The sequence below is a fragment of the Streptomyces sp. genome (assembly GCF_031178505.1).
In the GTDB taxonomy this organism is placed as follows: domain Bacteria; phylum Actinomycetota; class Actinomycetes; order Streptomycetales; family Streptomycetaceae; genus Streptomyces; species Streptomyces gulbargensis.
Window position 1 is genome coordinate 13,227 of the sequence record NZ_JAPSIW010000069.1, and the last position, 2,775, is coordinate 16,001.

The 2,775-nt window shown below is 75.2% G+C and carries 5 protein-coding genes; 1 reads left to right on the top strand and 4 read right to left on the bottom strand.

Going from position 1 to position 2,775, the window contains the following annotated elements; translation table 11 throughout:
- Positions 1–144: 144 nt before the first annotated feature.
- Complete coding sequence (locus tag RIF68_RS08175) at positions 145–498, top strand: hypothetical protein (RefSeq protein ID WP_309050467.1); 354 nt, start codon at positions 145–147, stop codon at positions 496–498.
- Between the two features lie 76 nt (positions 499–574).
- On the opposite strand, the gene RIF68_RS08180 is transcribed toward RIF68_RS08175, so the two are convergent.
- The 4 genes from RIF68_RS08180 to RIF68_RS08195 all read right to left on the bottom strand — a co-directional run.
- Complete coding sequence (locus tag RIF68_RS08180) at positions 575–775, bottom strand: PspC domain-containing protein (RefSeq protein ID WP_309050468.1); 201 nt, start codon at positions 773–775, stop codon at positions 575–577.
- Between the two features lie 90 nt (positions 776–865).
- Complete coding sequence (locus RIF68_RS08185) at positions 866–1,456, bottom strand: VanZ family protein (protein WP_309050469.1); 591 nt, start codon at positions 1,454–1,456, stop codon at positions 866–868.
- A 139-nt stretch (positions 1,457–1,595) separates the two neighbouring features.
- Entirely contained in the window at positions 1,596–2,258 is a 663-nt protein-coding gene (locus tag RIF68_RS08190) for a hypothetical protein (RefSeq protein WP_309050470.1), read from the bottom strand.
- Positions 2,255–2,775 (bottom strand): ATP-binding protein (locus RIF68_RS08195; protein WP_309050471.1); only part of this gene is annotated, 521 nt, incomplete at its 5' end. The genes RIF68_RS08195 and RIF68_RS08190, both read right to left, overlap by 4 nt.

The following is a 2,775-nucleotide window of genomic DNA, read 5'->3' on the forward strand; positions in this document are numbered from 1 at the left end:
CCCGGCCGCCTTCCGGTGTTTGCGGTCGGGGTGTCCGTGCGGTTAGTTTGCGGAATCGCTCCGCAATGTCCGGATGCCCTTTTCCGGTTTCCGGTTCTCCCGACGCACCGGTCTCCCTTCCCCAAGCTCAAGGAAGATTTTCTGATGAAGCAGTCTGCCGCCAAGAAGCTCGGTGTCGCCGCCCTCGGCGCCGCTTTCGCCGCCGCCGCCGCGGGCACGGCCTCCGCCGCGCCCGAGCTCCCCGTCGGCGCCGACGCGCTGGGCACCGTGACCTCGGCCGTCCCGCTGGGCGACGGCCTCGCCCAGCTGCCCGTCGGCGGGCAGGGCGCCCTCGGCCAGGTTCTCGACCACGGAGCGAAGACCCTGCCCGCGGCCGCCGCCCAGGCCACCCAGCACACCCCGCTGGCCCCCGTCGCGGGCCTCCTCGGCTCCGCGCCGATCGGCCCCGTCACCGGCCTCCTCGGAGGTCTGCAGCCCGGCTCCCTCCCGATCGGCTGATCGGAGCCGTACGGCACCGAAGGGGCGCGCACCCGGAACCGGGGACGCGCCCCTTCCGCGCGCCCCCCCGCCGGGCCTACCAGGCGGTGGTCGTGCGCTTCTCCTGCGGCAGGAGCATCCACAGCGCCAGGTAGAGCAGGAACTGCGGGCCCGGCAGCAGACACGAGACCAGGAAGATCACGCGCATCGTCGTCGCGGAGGTGCCGAAGCGCCGGGCGAGCGCCGCGCACACTCCGCCGATCATGCGTCCGTCACGGGGGCGGGCAAGTGCGGCCATGGTGGGCTCCTTCGGAGTCGGTCCGGGAACCGTTCCGTCGGGCTCCCGATGACTCCATCGTGCCGTCGCACCGGGGGACGAAGCGTCGGTCTACGGGGCGATCCGGACCCTGGGAATCCTCGGGGTCGAACCCTGAGCCTGCTCCTTCCGGGGCAGGGCCCCGCCCCGCCCCCGGCTCACCCCGGCGGAGGACACGGCCGGTACGGAGCGCCCCGCGCCCGTCCGGCGCCGCAGCCGGGCCCGCCCGGCGGGCACCACGAGGAGATGGGTCAGCGCCACCCCGGCCGTGTTGAGCAGCACCGAGTCCACGTCCACGACCTGCCCGGGCACCGCCGTCTGCAACAGCTCCAGGGCCAGCGACACCAGGGCCCCCGCGGCCGTCGTCCGGACCAGTGAGGCCCAGGGCGAGACGTCGAGCCGCCCGTCGGCCATCGGCAGGAGCACCCCGAGCGGTGCCAGGAGCAGCAGCCCCTCCGCGAGGAGCCGTACCGCCCGGGCCCCGCCGAGCGCGAGATCGGCGCGGATGCCGTCGAGCGGAACCGTGTTCGGCGCGGTCACCCAGGCCACGTCCCGTGGGCGCAGGCCGACCCAGGCGACGAGCAGCAGATACGCGGCCAGGAGTACGAACCCGGCCACGCGGACGACCACGGCGGCACTGCCGCCCGAACCTTGACGCTGCACGCCCCCCTAGACGAGCCCGGCGGCGGAATCGGTTCCGCCGCCGGACCCGCCCGGGAGGACGTCACACCCGCCGCCCCCTCCCACCGAGGCCGGGTCACTCCGAGCCCGGGTCGCTCCGGGCCGGGCCTCCGCGGCCGGGTCACTGCGCGGGCGGGGCCTCCGAGGCCGGGGCCGCGGAATCCGACGGTCCCGGGACCGTCGCCGTCGGCACCGTACCCAGGGGCGGCGCCGACTCCGGACGCTCCCGCAGCTCCGGCGTGCACCGGTAGCGCTTCGGCGCGTACGCGCCCGGGCCGCCCAGCAGCACCGTGTGCTCGCCCGCGCCCGCCGCGCTCTCCGCGAAGGTGCAGACGATCTGCGACAGGGCCGTGGGCGCCAGGTCCTCCGGCTGACGGTTCAGCCGCAGGGTGCCCGCCGGGTCACCGGCCCGAGCCCCCTTCACCGTCATCGGGCCGCGCACCGCCGTGGTGAACCCGGCCGCGCGCTCCTCCTCCGACGGCCCGGCGACCAACAGCTCCAGCAGCTCCGCCGCCGTCCGCAGCGGGGACCGGCCCGCCCTCTCCTCCGGCAGCGGTGCGCCGCGTTCCACCACTTCCAGCTGCGCCCCGCACACCAGGTGCACCCGGAGCGGTACGCCCTGCGCGGCCGCGGAGGAGGACTCCCCGGTCAGGCTGCACGGGACCCGGGTCGGGGCCGCGCCCGCGTCCACCGGGACCGAGGTGGTGCGGATCCCGCACCCGCTGACCAGCAGGGTGAGCGCGGCCGCCACCAGGGCGCCCGCGCCGGCCGTAAGGCGACTCACTCTTCCTCCACCCGCGACTCGCGCGCGATCCCCGACGCGTCCCGGGGCAGCCGCAGCACGAACACCGCGCCGTCCGTCTTCCCGTCCTCGCCGACCGAGTTCGACGCGGAGATGGACCCCAGGTGGATCAACGCGTTCTCCATGGCGATCGACAGGCCCAGCCCGCTGCCGTCCGACCTCGGCCGGGACGCGCTCGCCTTGTAGAAACGGTCGAAGACGTGCGGCAGCACCTCCTCGGGGATGCCCGGGCCGTGGTCGCGCACCGCGATCACCAGCTCCTCGCCCCCGTCCGTACCGGTCTCCTCCGTACGGACCGAAACCCGCACCGGCGAACCGCCGTGCTTCAGCGCGTTGCCGATCAGATTGGCGAGGATCACGTCGAGCCGGCGCGGATCGAGCCGCGCCACGATCCCGCGCTCCGCGTCCAGCTCCACCGCGTCCAGCCAGGCACGCGCGTCGATGCAGGCGGTGATCTGGTCCGCGATGTCGACGTCGTCCAGGACGAGCCGGGCGGTGC

Coding starts and splice junctions, on each gene's coding strand:
- RIF68_RS08175 (WP_309050467.1), top strand. CDS start 145: ATGAAGCAGTCTGCCGCCAAGAAGCTCGGTGTCGCCGCCCTCGGCGCC.
- RIF68_RS08180 (WP_309050468.1), bottom strand. CDS start 775: ATGGCCGCACTTGCCCGCCCCCGTGACGGACGCATGATCGGCGGAGTG.